Below are 14,861 nucleotides of genomic sequence, written 5' to 3'. Positions count from 1 at the left end.
GCGGGCACCCCGTAGGCTCTGGGGCATGGAGAGCCTACGGATGATCGAGAACTGGCCGGTTCCGACGGCGGCGGCCGCCGTCGTGCGTGCGGACGGCACCCTGGCCGGATCGTACGGTCCGACCGGTCATCGTTTCCCGCTCGCCTCGGTCACCAAGCCGCTCGCCGCGTACGCCGCGCTGGTCGCCGTCGAGGAGGGCGCGGTGGAGCTGGACGAGCCGGCGGGGCCCGAGGGCTCCACGGTGCGCCATCTGCTGGCGCACACCTCCGGGCTCGCCTTCGACGAGCACCGCCCGGTCGCCGCGCCCGGCAACCGCAGGCTCTACTCCAACGCCGGGTTCGAGGTGCTGGGCGACCACATCGCCAAGGCCACGGACATCCCGTTCCCGGAGTATCTGCGCCAGGCGGTGCTCCAGCCGCTCGGCATGGTCGCCACCGATCTGCCCGGCTCGCCCGCCAAGGACGGCGTCTCGACCGTGGACGACCTGGTGCGCTTCGTGGCGGAGCTGCAGGCCCCGCGGCTGCTGGCGGCCGAGACGCTGGCCGGGGCCACCTCCGTGGTGCACCCGGGTCTGACGGGTGTGCTGCCCGGCTACGGACATCAGCGGCCCAACGACTGGGGGCTCGGCTTCGAGATACGCGACGGCAAGTCGCCGCACTGGACCGGTGCCTCCTCCTCGCCCCGCACCTTCGGGCATTTCGGCCAGTCCGGGACATTCCTCTGGGTGGACCCGGACGCGGGCGCCGCCTGTGTGGTCCTGACCGACCGGGCCTTCGGCCCGTGGGCGATCGAGGTCTGGCCCACGTTCACCGACGCGGTCCTGGCCGAGCTGTAGCCCTCGGCTCAGCCGTAGCCCGGCTCCGTGTGCATCTCCCAGATCAGCAGCTCGGCCGGGCCCTCGGCACGCGCCTCCAGTCCCTCCGCGGCGGAGATCCGGGCCGCGTCGCCGGGGGTGAGGGTCTCCCCGTCGATCCGCGCCGCGCCGCGCACCGCGTGCGCGTACACCCACGGCGCGTCCGGCAGCGCGGTACGCTCACCGTCCACCAGCCGCCGCACATGCAGCACCGCCTCGGTGCGCTCGAGTGCGTACGGGGTGCCGTCGGCGATGCCGCGCACCACCTCGTACGCCGGGTCCGTGGCGGCGGCGGGGCCCGGCATCAGCCACATCTGGACGAAGGTGAGCGGCTCGGCACCCGCGTTGCGCTCGGTGTGCCGCACCCCGCTTCCGGCGCTGAGCCGCTGGACGTCGCCGGGGCGCACGACGGTCCGCGCGCCGGTGGAGTCCTCATGGGTCAGCTCGCCCTCGACGACCCAGGTGACGATCTCCATATCGCGGTGCGGATGTTCGGCGAAGCCCGCGCCGGGCGCGAGCCGCTCCTCGTTGCAGGCCGTGAGCGAGCCGAACCGCACATTGCCGGGGTCGTAGTACCCAGAGAAGGAAAAGGCGTGGCGCGTCTCGATGCCCACGCCCTCCCCGCCCGGATACCGTGCACCGGACCGCTGTATCCACATCACCCGGTCCACGGTAGTGCGCCCCGCACCGTCCGCCCCGCACCGTCCCTACCCCCGCGTACACCTCCCGCCCCCAGCGCTCACCATCCGATAAGGCAGTCTTGTCCTCGTGCCTGAACCAGCCTCGAACACCCCGCATCCGCACAGTGCCACCCTGCGCCGCCTGGAGAAGTCCTCCGGGAAGCTCGCCGCCAACGCCATCGCGCGCATGGACGAGCAGCTGCCGTGGTACCGGGCGATGCCGCCCGAGAACCGCTCCTGGATCGGGCTGGTGGCGCAGGCGGGCATCGCGGCCTTCACCGAATGGTTTCGCCACCCCGAGGCGCCCCAGGCGATCAGCACCGATGTGTTCGGCACCGCCCCGCGCGAGCTGACCCGGGCGATCACCCTGCGGCAGACCGTGGAGATGGTCCGCACGACCATCGAGGTCATGGAGTCGGCGATCGACGACGTGGCGGCCCCGGGCGATGAGTCGGTGCTGCGCGAGGCGCTGCTGGTGTACGCGCGGGAGATCGCCTTCGCCACCGCCCAGGTGTACGCGCAGGCCGCCGAGGCGCGCGGCGCCTGGGACGCCCGGCTGGAGTCGCTGGTGGTCAACGCGGTGCTGTCCGGTGAGGCGGACGAGGGGGCGCTGTCCCGCGCCGCCGCCCTGGGCTGGAACTCGCCCGAACATGTGTGCGTGGTGCTGGGCACCGCCCCCGACGGGGACAGCGAGCTGACCGTCGAGGCGATCCGGCGGGCCGCCCGCCACGCCAAACTGCAGGTGCTCACCGGGGTGCTGGGCGACCGTCTTGTGGTGGTCGCGGGCGGCTCGGACAATCCGCTCCAGGCGGCGAAGGCGCTGATCGGGCCGTACGCCCCGGGGCCGGTGGTGGCCGGTCCGGTGGTCTCCGACCTGCTGGCCGCGACCCGCTCGGCGGGGGCCGCGGCGGCCGGGCTGAAGGCGTGCACCGCCTGGCCGGACGCGCCCCGCCCGGTGCTCGCCGACGATCTGCTGCCCGAGCGCGCGATGGCCGGGGATCCGGCCGCCCGTGAGCAGTTGGTGGAGGAGATCTACAGACCGCTGGAGGAAGCCGGTTCGGCGCTGCTCGAGACACTGAGTGTGTACCTCGAACAGGCGAGCAGTCTGGAGGGTGCGGCCCGGATGCTCTTCGTTCACCCGAACACCGTCCGCTACCGGCTACGACGTGTGACGGACGTCACCGGATGGTCACCTTCGGACGTCAGGTCGGCGTTTACTCTGCGCATAGCCCTGATCCTGGGACGTCTCGCCGACGCGAACATATTGCCCTGACCGTTTGTTGGACCCCCACAATTCCCCTGACGGTTCTTCGTCCTTGTCCTCACGGGCGAGCCGGACCGTCCACAAGAGAGAGTGTGAGAGTGCTCGTACTCGTCGCTCCCGGCCAGGGCGCTCAGAAGCCCGGCTTCCTGACCCCTTGGCTCGACCTCCCCGGCGTCACCGAACGTCTGGCCTGGTGGTCGGCCGTCTCCGGCCTGGACCTCATCCACTACGGCACCAAGGCCGATGAGGAGGAGATCCGCGACACCGCGGTGGCCCAGCCGCTGCTGGTGGCCGCCGGTCTGGTCGCCGCCCACGCGCTGTTCGGCGAGGGCGTCGAGGGCGCGACCGGTCTCGCGGAGCTGCCGAACCGAATCGGCGCGGTCGCGGGCCACAGCGTCGGCGAGATCACCGCGGCCGTGGCCTCCGGTGTGCTCACCGACGAGGCGGCCATGGTGCTGGTCCGCCGCCGCGGACTCGCCATGGCGGAGGCCGCGAGCCGCACCGAGACCGGAATGGCCGCCATACTGGGTGGTGAGCAGGACGATGTCGTCGCCCACCTCGACAAGCACGGACTGACCCCGGCGAACGTCAACGGCGCCGGGCAGATCGTGGCCGCGGGCACCGCCGAACAGCTGGCGGCGCTGGCCGAGGACAAGCCGGAGGGGGTGCGCCGCGTCGTACCGCTCAAGGTGGCCGGCGCGTTCCACACCGACCACATGGCCCCGGCGGTCGCCGCCCTCGAGGCCTTGGTCGCGGGCGTCCCGGTGGCCGATCCGCGCACCCGTTACGTCTCCAACCGGGACGGCGGGGTCGTGACGACCGGGGCCGGGGTGATCGAGCGGCTGGTCGCCCAGGTGTCCAACCCGGTGCGCTGGGATCTGTGCATGGAGACCTTCCAGGGGCTGGGCGTCACCGGGCTGATCGAGGTGGCCCCGGGCGGCACGCTCACCGGCATCGCCAAGCGCGCCCTGCCGGGCGTCACCAATGTGGCGCTGAAGACTCCGGACGATCTCGACACGGCCCGTGCGCTGATCGAGGAGCACGCCGTTCCCGTCGACACCCCGGCCGAAGAGGAGCTCCGAGAAGCATGACCGCGAAGATCAAGCCCAGTAAGGGCGCCCCGTACGCGCGCATTCTCGGCGTCGGTGGCTACCGTCCGACCCGGGTGGTGCCGAACGAGGAGATCCTCAAGCACATCGACTCCTCCGACGAGTGGATCCGCTCCCGCTCGGGCATCGCCACCCGGCACTGGGCCGGTCCGGACGAGACGGTCGCCGCCATGTCCGTGGAGGCCGGAGGCAAGGCCATCGCCGACGCCGGTCTGACGCCGGAGCAGATCGGCGCCGTGATCGTCTCCACGGTCTCGCACCTGAAGCAGACCCCGGCGGTCGCCACCGAGATCGCGCATCTGCTGGGCACCGGCAAGCCGGCCGCGTTCGACATCTCGGCGGGCTGTGCGGGCTTCGGCTACGGGCTGACCCTCGCCAAGGGCATGATCACCGACGGCACCGCGGAGCATGTGCTGGTCATCGGGGTCGAGCGGCTTTCGGACCTGACCGATCTGGAGGACCGGGCGACGGCCTTCCTGTTCGGCGACGGCGCCGGCGCCGTGGTGGTCGGGCCGTCCAAGGAGCCCGCGATCGGCCCGACCGTCTGGGGCTCGGAGGGCGACAAGTCCGACACCATCACCCAGACGCTGCCCTGGGACGTCTACCGCGAGCAGGACGCCGCCGACGTGCGCTACCCGGCGCTGCGCCAGGAGGGCCAGGCCGTCTTCCGCTGGGCCGTCTACGAGATGGCGAAGGTCGCCCAGCAGGCCCTGGACGAGGCCGGGATCAGCGCGGACGAACTCGACGCGTTCATCCCCCACCAGGCCAATATGCGGATCATCGACTCGATGATCAAAACCCTCAAGCTGCCGGAGCACGTCACGGTCGCCCGTGATGTGGAGACCACCGGCAACACCTCGGCCGCCTCCATCCCGCTCGCCATGGAGCGGCTGTTGGCGACGGGGCAGGCGAAGAGCGGCGACACCGCGCTCGTCATCGGATTCGGAGCGGGTCTCGTCTACGCAGCGACGGTCGTTACCCTTCCTTAAGGCTCCACAGTCCATATCCACGCAGCTCCGCAGAAGTCGGACGCTGCGCCACCACCGCAACACACCGAAGAAGGAGCGCCGCAATGGCCGCCACTCAGGAAGAGATCCTCGAGGGTCTCGCCGAGATCGTCAACGAGATCGCCGGTATCCCGACCGAGGACGTCCTGCTGGACAAGTCCTTCACCGACGACCTGGACGTCGACTCGCTGTCCATGGTCGAGGTGGTCGTCGCCGCCGAGGAGCGCTTCGACGTGAAGATCCCGGACGACGACGTCAAGAACCTCAAGACCGTCGGCGACGCCGTCGAGTACATCCTCAAGCACCAGGGCTGAGCCCGAATCAAGGCCGGTCGTCGCCACCGAGCGGTGGCAGGTCCAGCACCTTCTACACGTGGAGTAGGAATTCCTGTGAACTCGACCAATCGCACCGTGGTCGTCACCGGTGTTGGTGCCACGACGCCGCTGGGTGGCGACGCCCCGTCGACTTGGGAGGCCATGTTGGCCGGCCGGTCCGGCGTCCGCCTCCTGGAGGAGGAATGGGCGGCCGAGTTGCCGGTCCGCATCGCCGCGAAGATCGCGGTGGAGCCGGGCACGATCATTCCGCGTCCGCAGGCCCGGAAGCTCGACCGTTCCGCGCAGTTCGCGCTGGTCGCGGCTCGTGAGGCATGGGCGGACGCGGGCTTCACCGCCAAGGCGGGCGAGGACTCCTCGATCGACCCCGACCGGCTCGGCACGGTCATGGCCTCCGGGATCGGCGGGGTCACCACCCTGCTCGACCAGTACGACGTGCTGCGTGAGAAGGGCGTCCGCAAGGTCTCCCCGCACACCGTGCCGATGCTGATGCCCAACAGCCCGGCGGCGAACGTCAGCATCGACCTCAACGCCCGCGCGGGCGCGCACACTCCGGTGAGCGCGTGCGCCTCCGGCGCCGAGGCCATCGGCTACGCCATCGAGATGATCCGCACCGGCCGCGCCGATGTGGTCGTCGCGGGCGGCACCGAGGCGTCCATCCACCCGCTGCCCATGGTCGCCTTCGGCAACATGATGGCGATGTCCAAGAGCAATGACGACCCGCAGGGCGCCTCGCGCCCGTTCGACGTCGACCGCAACGGCTTCGTGATGGGCGAGGGCTCGGGCGCCATCGTCCTGGAGTCGGCGGAGCACGCCGCGGCGCGCGGCGCCCGGGTGTACGCGCAGGCCATCGGCCAGGGCATCTCGGCCGACGCCCACCACATCACCCAGCCGGAGCCGTCCGGCAACGGCATCGGGAACGCGCTGCAGAACCTGGTGGAGAACACCGGCATCAGCGGTGGTGAGGTCGCGCACGTCAACGCGCACGCGACCTCGACGCCGCAGGGCGACCTGGCGGAGATCAAGGCGCTGCGCAAGGTGTTCGGCGACGACGTGGACCACATGGCGGTCTCCGCCACCAAGTCCATGACGGGCCATCTGCTCGGCGGCGCGGGCGGTGTGGAGACGGTGGCCAGCGTGCTCGCGCTGTACCACCGGCTGGCCCCGCCGACGATCAACATCGGCTCGCTGGACCCGGAGGCGGACGCGGACGTCGTGACCGGCGAGGCGCGGGCGCTCCCGGCCCAGGGCCCGATCGTGGCGCTGAACGACTCGTTCGGCTTCGGCGGCCACAATGTGGTGCTGGCCTTCCGCACGGTCTGACCGCTCGGCGCCGTGCGACGCTGATATGTGGGGGTGGCCCGCCTCCGGCTCCGGCCGGGGCGGGCCATCGGTTGTGTCAGGGCCGTTGGGGTGTCGGCTCAGGGGGCTTCGCCGTCGAGTTCAGGGGGCTTCGCCGTCGAGCTCAGAGGGCATCACCGTCGAAGCTGGCGAAGTACGAGGCCACCATGTCCTCGTCGCCGTGGCCCGCCTCGATCGCGCGGCGGAACCGCTCCGCGCCCGCGGCCGCCAGGTCCAGCCGCACTCCGGCGCGCTCCCCGGCCTGCACGATCAGCCGGGCGTCCTTCTCGGCGGTCTTGGTGGCGAAGCTGGGCTCGAGGTCACCCCTGAGCACCTGGGCCGACTTGACCCGCATATAGCCGTTGTCCAGCGGGCCGCCCTCGACCGCGGCCAGGAAGCCCTGCCAGTCCACGCCGAGCCCCTTGGCGAGGGCGGCCGCCTCGGCGGTGGCGTGGGTGATGTTGAGGACCCAGCTGTTGAGCACCAGCTTGAGCCGGGTGGCGGCGGCGCTCTCCGCGGTGTCGCCGACCCACACCGTACGGCTGCCGATGGCGTCGAAGACCGGCCAGACGACCGGGCGGACGGGGTGCGGCCCGGCGGCCAGCACCAGCAGTTGTCCGCTCTCCGCGGGCTGCTTGGTGCCGAGGACGGGCGAGTCGATGAGGACGAGGTCCTTCTCGCGGGCGAACGCGGTGAGCGATTCCAGCGCCTCAAGACCCGCCGTGGTGGCCTGGGCCCACGCGGTTCCGGGGCGCAGCGCGGGGGCGGCCTGCCGCATGGTCTCGAGCGCCACGGCGCCGTCGTAGAGGATGGTCAGGACGACATCGGCGCCGTCCACGGCCTCGGCCGGGGTGTCGGTGACGCGTACGCCGTCCGCGGCCAGCGGCTCGGCCTTGGATCGGGTGCGGTTCCACGCACGGACCTCGAGCCCGGAGCGGGCGAGGTTGCGGGCCATTCCGGAGCCCATGATGCCGGTGCCGAGGACCGCGACGGACGTTGCCGGGTGTTGTTCGGTCATTCCGCCACGCTAGAACCCGAAGAGGGTTTCCGGCCAAAGTGATGGCGGCGCGTCAGGCGCTCAGACGACCTGCCCGCTCAGACGACCTGCGCGCTCAGACGACCTGCGCGCTCAGACGACCTGGTGCAGCCAGCGGACCGGGGCGCCCTCACCCGCGTAGCGGAACGGCTCCAGTTCGTCGTCCCAGGGCTTGCCGAGCAGTTTGGCGATCTCCGCCTCGAGGTCGCTCTCGCCGCGGGCGGAGCGGGCGAGGGCGGCGCGCAGCCGGTCCTCGGGGATCAGGATGTCGCCGTGCATTCCGGTGACGGCGTGGAAGATGCCGAGCTCCGGGGTGGAGCTGTAGCGCTCGCCCTCGGCGGTGGCGCAGGGCTCGGCGGTCACCTCGAAGCGCAGCAGATGCCAGCCGCGGAGCGCGGAGGCCAGTTTGGAGGCCGTGCCGACCTCGCCCTGCCAGGAGAACTCGGCACGCCAGGTGCCGTTCGCCGCCGGCTGCTTGATCCAGTCGAGATTGACACGCACGCCGAGGACGCCCGCGATGGCCCATTCGACGTGCGGGCACAACGCGCGCGGAGCGGAGTGCACATACAGAACTCCACGGGTCGTCACCGGTGCCTCCTGTGCGGTTCGAGGTGCGCCTTCCCCAGCGGCCTCGCGCCCGTACCGGTCCCGCCCGGGACATCGGATCACATTCTGCCCTAGTGATCGCTCCCACACCAGTCTCGACGTCACCTTCAGTGAAATTTATCGTGCAGAATTCTCTAGAAAGTGGACAGTATGTGACGGGGCGTAATGTGCTGCTACCGCATAGCGCGCCATGTCGCCGGGACGACGCTCATCTGGCACAAGAAAAACGTACCGTGCGAGGCAGCCGGAGGAGTGACGTACCGTCGGTCCGGATAGATATCACCCAACAGCCGGAGGGGGAACAGCCATGCGGGTCAGCGCGACACGCCGGAAGCGATCGGCGGCCGCTTCCTCGACCACGCGTACGATCGTGCGCCCGTCCTCGCGCGGCGCCGGGCGCACCGCCGGGCGCGCCTTTTCGCGCTCCGCCGGGCGCACCGGCGTGGTGCTGTTCACCACCGCCGCCGTACTGAGCTCCGCGGGCTGTTTCGGCAGCTCGGACGACCCTTCCCGGCACGGGCCGGCCCGCGAGGGGAAGACCCCCGGCGCCAAGCGTGCCGTCGTCTGGAACCCCCGGCCGACCTCGATCGCCTCCCTGGGCGACTCCATCACTCGCGGCTTCGACGCCTGTTCGGTGCTCTCCGACTGCCCCGAGGTGTCCTGGTCCACCGGCACCGATGTGAAGAGCCTCGCCCAGCGGCTGCTGCCCTCCGCCACCGCGGGCGCGGGGACCCACGCCTGGAACTTCGCCAAGACCGGCGCGGTCGTGGCCGACCTCCCCGGCCAGATCGAGGCGGCCACGGTCCGCAAGCCGAAGCTGATCACCGTGATGATCGGCGCCAATGACGCGTGCCGGGACTCGGTGGACGACATGACCTCCACCGAGCAGTTCCGCACCACCTTCACCTCGGCGCTCACCCGGCTGCGCCGTGATCTGCCGAAGACCCAGGTGTATGTGGCGAGCGTGCCGGATCTGAAGCGGCTGTGGTCGGAGGGGCGGAAGAACGTCTTCGGCCGGCAGATCTGGAAGCTGGGCATCTGCCCTTCGATGCTGAAGGACTCCCAGGACCTGGACGCGGCCTCCAACGACCGCCGGCAGCGGGTGGCGGACCGGGTGACGGAGTACAACAAGGCGCTCAAGGACGTGTGCGGGCGGGATGTGCTGTGCCGGTTCGACCCGGCGGTACACGAATACCGCTTCACCACGGACGAGCTGAGCAAGTGGGACTGGTTCCACCCCAGCAAGGCGGGCCAGGCACAACTGGCCGAGATGGCCTACCGCCGCATCACCGCTTCCGCGCCCTGACCCCTGGCCGCGCCCGGCTCCCGGCCAGGGGCCGGGGGCCGGGCGCGGGGCGCCCCTCCCTTTATGCGGCTCCGCCGCACGGCAGGGGCTCCGCCCCTGGCCCCCGGGGCTTAGGACGCAGCCCCGGCCGTGCGGGGTCTGGGGCACAGCCCCGGCCCTCCCGAGGCCTAGGACGCACCCCCGACCCCCCGGGGTCCGGGGCACACCCCCGGCCCTCCCGAGGTCTAGGACCAAGCCCCGGCCCCGGGGGTCTGGGCCGCACCCCCGGCCCCCGGGGTCTAGGACCCAGCCCCGGCCCTCCGAGGTCTGGGACCCAGCCCCAGCCGTCTCGGAGTCTGGGCCCACCCCCGCCCCCCGGGCTCTGGGGCACAGCCCCAGCTCCAGGTCTGCGGCGCAACCCCAGCCCTCTCGGGTCTGGGACGCAGCCCCGGCCCCCCGAGGCCTAGGACGCAGCCCCGGCCGTTCGGGGTCTGGGGCGCAGCCCCGGCCGTGCGGGGTCTGGGGCACAGCCCCTGCCCTCCCGGGGTCTGGGGCAGAGCCCCAGGTTCGGGAAGGGGCGGGGCGAGGAACAGCCCGCCGCAGGCGTCGCCGATTCGTCGGCCACCCTCTGACCGGCGGACGCGAGCAGCCTCGCCGCGCGCCCGGCGGCGGCGTAGCTCAGGCTGTCGGCCGCACGGACACCGGGGCCGACAGGCGGCGGTCGGCGACGCTGCGGCCCGCCTCCGCGGCGTAGGTGCCGGGGATCAGGCGCCAGGCGCCCTTCTTCTCGTCCCAGATCTCCGCCGCCCGGCGGGGCACGGGGATGGTCGCCTCGGCCGTCTCCCCCGGGGCGGCGGAGACCGAGGCGAAGCCCGCCAGGCGCCGCACCGGGCGGTCCCCGGCACCGTCCCGGGCGCCGTCCTCCGCGTCGCCCCCCGCGCCGCCCTCCGCGTCGTCCTCCGGCACGGTGAGGTACAGCTGCACGACCTCACGGCCCGCCCTGGCCCCCGTATTGCGGACCCGCACGGTCACCGCGCCCAGCGCCTCGCCGTCGCCCTCCGCGGGGGTGAAGTCGATCGCCTCGTACGCCCAGTCCGTGTAGCCGAGGCCATGCCCGAACCAGTACGCCGGAGCGATCCCCTCCCGCCGCTCCCACGCGCGGTAGCCGATGAACACGCCCTCGTCGTAGACCAGCCGGCCCTCGCTGGGCGTCACCGCGCTGACCGGGGCGTCCTCGAGCCGCTGGGGCCAGGTCGTGGGCAGGCGGCCGCCGGGCTCCTCCGCGCCCAGCAGGACGTCGGCGAGCGCGGCCCCGGCCTCCTGGCCCGGGAACCAGCTCAGCAGCACCGCGGCGACCTCGTCCCGCCAGGCCATCTCGACCGGTGCGCCCGCGTTGACCACCACCACGGTGGGGGTGCCGGTGGCGGCGACCCGGCGCACCAGCTCGTCCTGACGGCCCGGCAGCCCCAGGTGGCCGCGGTCGAACCCCTCGCTCTCGACCCGCTCGGTGGTGGCGACCACCACCACGGCCGCCTCGGCCGCCGAGGCCGCGGCGACGGCCTCCCGGATCAGCTCCTCGGCGTCCCGCTCCGGGGCCCGGTGCAGCAGGCTGAAGCAGACGGCGTCGAGCAGGGCGTCCTCGGGGCGCGCCACCGCGCAGCTGAGGCTGACCTCCACCGGTTGACCCGCCGTGAGCCGCACCCGGCCCCGGGGCACGGGCGAGCCCATGAACGCCTCGAAGGGGTCGCCGACGTCCGACGGGTGCTCCTCCCCCTCGAAGAGCACCTTGCCGTCCACGGCCAGCCGGAGGCCGCCCAGCCCCCTGGTGCCGAAGGAGTGGGCACCGCTCTCGCGCGGGGTGAAGGTGCCGACGGTCTCGACGGTGTGCAGCTCCTCGAAGCGCACGCCGTCGGGGAAGTCGCTGATCCACTGCACCTGCCCACTGGCCAGCCGGGACTCGCCGAGCACCCGCCCGTCGGCGGCCCGGACCACCGCGCGCAGCTCGAACCCCTGTGCGGCCGGGGCGAGTTCATCGGTGGGGTCGGCGCCCACGGCGTAGCCGAACTCGACGCCCGGCGGCAGCGCGGCCCGCAGTCCGTCGAGCGGTGAGACCACATGGTCGGGGAAGACCACCGCCGAGCCGCCGCCCAGCACCCGGGCATCGCGCGCCGCGGCGCCGATCAGGGCCAGCGACCGCACCCCGCCGGGCGCGCCGGGGGCGAGGGGCAGCACCGCTTCCCGGCCGCCCGCGCCCTCGTTCCGCAGCAGCACGAAGGACCGCCGGGCGATCTCGCGGGCCAGCGCGTCCCCGTCGATGGGGCCGGGCCGGTCGGCGGGGGCGACGGCCGGGGCCGCGCCCTCCAGCGCGCCGACCCGGGCGGCCAGGGTGAGCAGCCGCCGCACCGCCTCGTCCAGCTCCGCCTCGCTCACCTGGCCGTCGCGCACCGCGGCGGCCAGCGCCTCGCCGTAGACGGTCCGCGGGCCGGGCATCGCGACGTCGAGCCCGCCCTTGAGCCCCCGCACGGTGTCGCGGGCCGCCATCCAGTCGGAGACGATGAAGCCGTCGAAGCCCCACTCACCGCGCAGCACCCCCTGCTGGAGCTCGCGGTGCTCGGTCATGGTCGAGCCGTTGACCCCGTTGTAGGCGGCCATGACGCCCCAGGGGCGGGCGTTCTTGACGATGGCTTCGAAGGGCGCCAGATACAGCTCGCGCAGCGCCCGCGCGCCCACCCGGTTGTCGACGGTGAAGCGCTCGGTCTCCGCGTCGTTGGCCACGAAGTGCTTGACGGTGGTGCCCACCCCGCCGTCCTGGACGCCGCGCACATAGCCGGTGCCGATCTCGCCGGTGAGATACGGATCCTCGCTGTACGCCTCGAAGTGGCGGCCGCCCAGCGGGGAGCGGTGCAGATTGACCGTCGGCGCGAGCAGCACATGGACGCCCTTGCGCCGCGCCTCCTGCGCGAGCAGCCGCCCCGCGCGCCGGGCCAGCTCCGGGTCCCAGGTCGCGGCGAGCGCGGTGGGGCTGGGCAGGGCGATGGAGGGGTCGTCGGCGGTCCAGTGGACGCCGCGGACGCCGATCGGGCCGTCCGACATCACCAGGGAGCGCAGCCCGATCGCCGGGACGGCGGGCAGGCTCCACATGTCCTGCCCGGACAACAGCCGCGCCTTGGTGTCCAGATCCAGCAGGCCGAGGGCCTTCTCCACGGCCTCGGCCGTGCCGAGCCCGCCGCCCCCGCCACCCTTGCCGCCCTCGCCGCCCTCGCCGATCGCGTCCGCCATCGCTCGTCCCTCCCGGTGCGGGTCCCGTCCGGTCCTCGTCCGGGGTCATCGTGGACCTGAGTACCTGTTACGAGGTAGGTACCGTTATCGATTCGTTATCAAACATGCTCTACGGTACGAGCATGGAGAGGGCGACCGAGCGCGGTACCAGACGTGGTGAGGAACGACGGGCGGAGATCGTCCGCTGCGCGCTCGAAGTGATCGCCGAGCGCGGCTACCGGGGCGCGACCCTCGGCGCGGTCGCCGAGCGGGTGGGCCTCACCCAACAGGGGCTGCTCCACTACTTCCCCACCAAGGACTCGCTCCTCATCGCCGTGCTCGAGGAGCGCGACCAGTGGGACACCGGCTCCGCGCGGCGCGACGGAGGCCACGTATGGCCGCTGGACCTGCTCGCCTCGCTGGTGGACTACAACGCGATGCGCCCCGGCATCGTCCAGACCTTCTCCGCGCTCCTCGGCGAGAGCGTCACCGACGACCACCCCGCGCGCGGCTTCTTCACCCAGCGCTACGACAAGGTGCGCGCCGACATGGCGGCCATCCTGCGCGGCGAGTTCGGCGACCGGCTCCCCGGCGGACTCACCCCGGAGGCCGCCGCGCCGCTGCTGGTGGCGGTGATGGACGGGCTGCAGTTCCAGTGGCTGCACGACCGGGACGCGGTGGACATGCCCGCCCTCTTCCGGGCCTTCGTCTCCCTGCTGGGGCAGGGAGACGAAGCGGCCGAGGCGTGACGGCCGTACGGGCGGCGGAACCGTCCTGTGACGGTGGCTCAGTTGCCGCCGCCCACCAGCCTCACCCCCTGGTCGACCCCGGCCACGTTCTTCGGCATCGGCACGAAGGAGTCGCCGCTGTCGAACCTCAACAGCGTGACCTCGGCCTCCGCAGGCCCCGGTTCGTACCGTCCCACGTTCACCGCGTCGATCAGCCAGCGGTGCCGCAGTCCGTCACAGATCGCGTCATAGCCGCCGAGGCCGTGGCGCTCCCGGCCCTGGGTGAGGGTGACGAGCACGCTCGCCCGCGTGTACTCCATCCCTTCCCGGACGCATCGGTAGCTGCCGTACAGCGTGACGGATCCGTCCGGGCTGACGTCCCCGGTGCGGTCGATGGTCAGATCGTCGTTCCAGGGCAGGGGCAGACGCGGCCGGTCGTACCCACCGTACCCGCCGTACCCACCGTGCCCGGCGGGCACGGCATGGTCGGCGGGCGCGGCGTGGGCGGCCGGTGCCGCCATGAGAAGAACGGTAAGGGCGCCGAGGGCGCGGCGGCGGTTGCGCATGGACGTACATACCTCCACGGGAGTTCAGTTGCCCGTACAGCTACCGGGCGGCCGAACCCGTCCGGGGGAACCTCACCCCCGTGCGGCGTGTCCGGCACCGCCCAACGGGTGGCCGCCGGGCGCCCGGTTGACCCCGGCGTACCGCCCACGGCTGCCCCACAGCGGCGCGTCCGCCCGCCCCACGGCGCCGCGTCGGCCTGCCCCTCGCGCCACGTCCGCCCGCCCCCGGTGACATCCTTACGGTGCTCGCCCGCGTCCTTGCGGTGCTCACCCGCGTCCTTACGGCTCTCACCCCGCCCCCTTACGGCACTCACCCCTCCCGGGCCACCCCCTCGGCCGTCCCCTCCGACGCGACCACGTGCGGCCGCCGTGCCCCGGGATCGCCCCGCAGCCCCGGGGCCAGGGCCAGGGTGACGGCCACCGAGACCGCCGCCAGCGTGGCCATCGCCACCGCCGGTGAGGTGGGCTGTGCCAGCGCGCCCGCGAGGGCGGCGGACACGCCCTGCATGGTGAGCATGCCGGAGGAGTGCAGCCCCAGGGCCTGGCCGCTCATCTCGTCCGGCGTCAGGGCCATCAGCCGCTGCTGGAGCGCCAGCGTGGCCGAGAAGCCGATCGAGGCGAGGGCGACGGCGGCCAGCGCGAGCGGCAGCGGCGGACGCAGCGCGAAGACCAGATACGGCGCGGCGAGCAGCAGCCGCAGGGGCGCCGCGAGCCGCTCCCGCCGGTGCGGCGGGAGGAGCCGCCCGGTGGGGGGGGCGCCCATCAGCATGCCGAGGGAGCCGCGGCGGAGAGCAGC

The 14,861-nt window shown here is 72.7% G+C and carries 13 protein-coding genes and 1 pseudogene; 8 read left to right on the top strand and 6 right to left on the bottom strand.

The annotated features are described in order from the left end of the window. The first annotated feature begins 25 nt into the window (after nucleotides 1-25). A complete protein-coding gene (locus NP777_RS39455) occupies nucleotides 26-835 on the top strand; it encodes a serine hydrolase domain-containing protein (protein WP_256654989.1) in 810 nt (269 codons plus the stop codon). Between the two features lie 8 nt (nucleotides 836-843). Here the strand turns inward: NP777_RS39455 and NP777_RS39450 are convergent, their stop codons facing one another. Continuing rightward, on the bottom strand, nucleotides 844-1,512 hold the full coding sequence (locus tag NP777_RS39450; RefSeq protein WP_256655043.1) for a pirin family protein: 669 nt from the start codon (nucleotides 1,510-1,512) through the stop codon (nucleotides 844-846). Between the two features lie 109 nt (nucleotides 1,513-1,621). Between NP777_RS39450 and NP777_RS39445 the strand changes: the two genes are divergently transcribed. The 5 genes from NP777_RS39445 to NP777_RS39425 all read left to right on the top strand — a co-directional run bounded on the left by NP777_RS39445 (nucleotide 1,622) and on the right by NP777_RS39425 (nucleotide 6,568). Next, the gene (locus NP777_RS39445) at nucleotides 1,622-2,806 is read left to right on the top strand and encodes a PucR family transcriptional regulator (protein WP_020871571.1); all 1,185 of its coding nucleotides are present in this window, start codon (nucleotides 1,622-1,624) and stop codon (nucleotides 2,804-2,806) included. Between the two features lie 89 nt (nucleotides 2,807-2,895). After that, entirely contained in the window at nucleotides 2,896-3,888 is a 993-nt protein-coding gene (locus tag NP777_RS39440) for an ACP S-malonyltransferase (protein WP_256655042.1), read from the top strand. Continuing rightward, a complete protein-coding gene (locus NP777_RS39435; RefSeq protein ID WP_256654988.1) occupies nucleotides 3,885-4,895 on the top strand; it encodes a ketoacyl-ACP synthase III in 1,011 nt (336 codons plus the stop codon). Before NP777_RS39440 ends, NP777_RS39435 begins: the two co-directional genes overlap by 4 nt. Nucleotides 4,896-4,978: 83 nt before the next feature. Continuing rightward, a complete protein-coding gene (locus tag NP777_RS39430; protein ID WP_014060365.1) occupies nucleotides 4,979-5,227 on the top strand; it encodes an acyl carrier protein in 249 nt (82 codons plus the stop codon). Nucleotides 5,228-5,302: 75 nt separating this feature from the next. Next, a complete protein-coding gene (locus NP777_RS39425) occupies nucleotides 5,303-6,568 on the top strand; it encodes a beta-ketoacyl-[acyl-carrier-protein] synthase family protein (protein ID WP_256654987.1) in 1,266 nt (421 codons plus the stop codon). Nucleotides 6,569-6,710: 142 nt separating this feature from the next. On the opposite strand, the gene NP777_RS39420 is transcribed toward NP777_RS39425, so the two are convergent. After that, entirely contained in the window at nucleotides 6,711-7,604 is an 894-nt protein-coding gene (locus tag NP777_RS39420) for an NAD(P)-dependent oxidoreductase (RefSeq protein WP_256654986.1), read from the bottom strand. 111 nt (nucleotides 7,605-7,715) lie between these two features. Further along, nucleotides 7,716-8,210, bottom strand: a complete 495-nt coding sequence (locus NP777_RS39415; protein ID WP_256654985.1) for a DUF3145 domain-containing protein — start codon at nucleotides 8,208-8,210, stop codon at nucleotides 7,716-7,718. A gap of 325 nt (nucleotides 8,211-8,535) precedes the next feature. Between NP777_RS39415 and NP777_RS39410 the strand changes: the two genes are divergently transcribed. Then, nucleotides 8,536-9,534: an SGNH/GDSL hydrolase family protein gene (locus NP777_RS39410; protein WP_256654984.1), complete on the top strand. Its 999-nt coding sequence runs from the start codon at nucleotides 8,536-8,538 to the stop codon at nucleotides 9,532-9,534. A 657-nt stretch (nucleotides 9,535-10,191) separates the two neighbouring features. On the opposite strand, the gene NP777_RS39405 is transcribed toward NP777_RS39410, so the two are convergent. Further along, nucleotides 10,192-12,792 (bottom strand): beta-glucosidase H, encoded by a 2,601-nt coding sequence (locus NP777_RS39405; RefSeq protein WP_256654983.1) that lies wholly within the window; start codon nucleotides 12,790-12,792, stop codon nucleotides 10,192-10,194. Nucleotides 12,793-12,914: 122 nt separating this feature from the next. Here NP777_RS39405 and NP777_RS39400 point away from each other — a divergent pair, with 122 nt between their 5' ends. Next, nucleotides 12,915-13,520 (top strand): TetR/AcrR family transcriptional regulator, encoded by a 606-nt coding sequence (locus NP777_RS39400; RefSeq protein ID WP_256654982.1) that lies wholly within the window; start codon nucleotides 12,915-12,917, stop codon nucleotides 13,518-13,520. 38 nt (nucleotides 13,521-13,558) lie between these two features. Here NP777_RS39400 and NP777_RS39395 read toward each other — a convergent pair whose 3' ends face one another. Together NP777_RS39395 and NP777_RS39390 are read right to left on the bottom strand one after the other, a co-directional pair. After that, nucleotides 13,559-14,020, bottom strand: a complete 462-nt coding sequence (locus NP777_RS39395) for a DUF6299 family protein (RefSeq protein WP_256654981.1) — start codon at nucleotides 14,018-14,020, stop codon at nucleotides 13,559-13,561. Between the two features lie 355 nt (nucleotides 14,021-14,375). Then, nucleotides 14,376-14,861 (bottom strand): annotated as a pseudogene (locus NP777_RS39390) (MFS transporter); the annotation flags it as partial.

Origin of the sequence: Streptomyces rugosispiralis (genome assembly GCF_024505145.1) — a bacterium.
Taxonomy (GTDB): Bacteria; Actinomycetota; Actinomycetes; order Streptomycetales; family Streptomycetaceae; genus Streptomyces; species Streptomyces rugosispiralis.
Note: the sequence above shows the minus strand (reverse complement) of the source record. Positions and strands in the feature narration are given on the sequence as shown.

Coding starts and splice junctions, on each gene's coding strand:
- NP777_RS39455 (WP_256654989.1), top strand. CDS start 26: ATGGAGAGCCTACGGATGATCGAGAACTGGCCGGTTCCGACGGCGGCG.
- NP777_RS39450 (WP_256655043.1), bottom strand. CDS start 1,512: ATGTGGATACAGCGGTCCGGTGCACGGTATCCGGGCGGGGAGGGCGTG.
- NP777_RS39435 (WP_256654988.1), top strand. CDS start 3,885: ATGACCGCGAAGATCAAGCCCAGTAAGGGCGCCCCGTACGCGCGCATT.
- NP777_RS39430 (WP_014060365.1), top strand. CDS start 4,979: ATGGCCGCCACTCAGGAAGAGATCCTCGAGGGTCTCGCCGAGATCGTC.
- NP777_RS39420 (WP_256654986.1), bottom strand. CDS start 7,604: ATGACCGAACAACACCCGGCAACGTCCGTCGCGGTCCTCGGCACCGGC.
- NP777_RS39410 (WP_256654984.1), top strand. CDS start 8,536: ATGCGGGTCAGCGCGACACGCCGGAAGCGATCGGCGGCCGCTTCCTCG.
- NP777_RS39405 (WP_256654983.1), bottom strand. CDS start 12,792: ATGGCGGACGCGATCGGCGAGGGCGGCGAGGGCGGCAAGGGTGGCGGG.
- NP777_RS39400 (WP_256654982.1), top strand. CDS start 12,915: ATGGAGAGGGCGACCGAGCGCGGTACCAGACGTGGTGAGGAACGACGG.
- NP777_RS39395 (WP_256654981.1), bottom strand. CDS start 14,020: ATGGCGGCACCGGCCGCCCACGCCGCGCCCGCCGACCATGCCGTGCCC.